We start from the raw sequence: 662 nt of genomic DNA on the forward strand, positions 1-662 counted from the left end.
CTACTCTACTTGACTTGAATTGCTTGTTATCGATTTGATTGATAGCAAGGATATTCACGATTAGCTTGTCATCATGCAACAGGTGTTAACTCACCACTCAAAGTAGGATTCAAAAGGCTATTTGGGGTTGTATGGTTAAGTGACAAAGCGTATACGGTGGATGCCTTGGCAGTTAGAGGCGATGAAGGACGTGTAAGTCTGCGAAAAGCTGTGGTGAGCTGACAAAACGCATTTGAGCCACAGATGTCCGAATGGGGAAACCCACCTGTTTACAGGTATCACTTACTGAATACATAGGTAAGTGAGGCGAACGAGGGGAACTGAAACATCTAAGTACCCTTAGGAAAAGAAATCAACCGAGATTCCCCTAGTAGCGGCGAGCGAACGGGGAGCAGCCCTTAAGCTGTTTAGAGTTTAGTGGAAGCCTCTGGGAAGTGGCGCGATACAGGGTGATAGCCCCGTACACGAAGGATTCTTTACAGTGAAAACGAGTAGGTCGGGACACGTGTTATCTTGACTGAATATGGGGGGACCATCCTCCAAGGCTAAATACTCCTAACTGACCGATAGTGAACCAGTACCGTGAGGGAAAGGCGAAAAGAACCCCTGTGAGGGGAGTGAAATAGAACCTGAAACCGTATACGTACAAGCAGTGGGAGCCC

The 662-nt window shown here is 47.3% G+C and carries 1 rRNA gene; it reads left to right on the plus strand.

From position 1 onward, the window contains the following. Positions 1–133: 133 nt before the first annotated feature. Positions 134–662: ribosomal RNA gene (locus AB1N33_RS16635) — 23S ribosomal RNA — on the plus strand; the annotation flags it as partial.

Source organism: Alteromonas nitratireducens, assembly GCF_040812025.1.
Classification (GTDB): Bacteria; Pseudomonadota; Gammaproteobacteria; order Enterobacterales; family Alteromonadaceae; genus Alteromonas; species Alteromonas nitratireducens.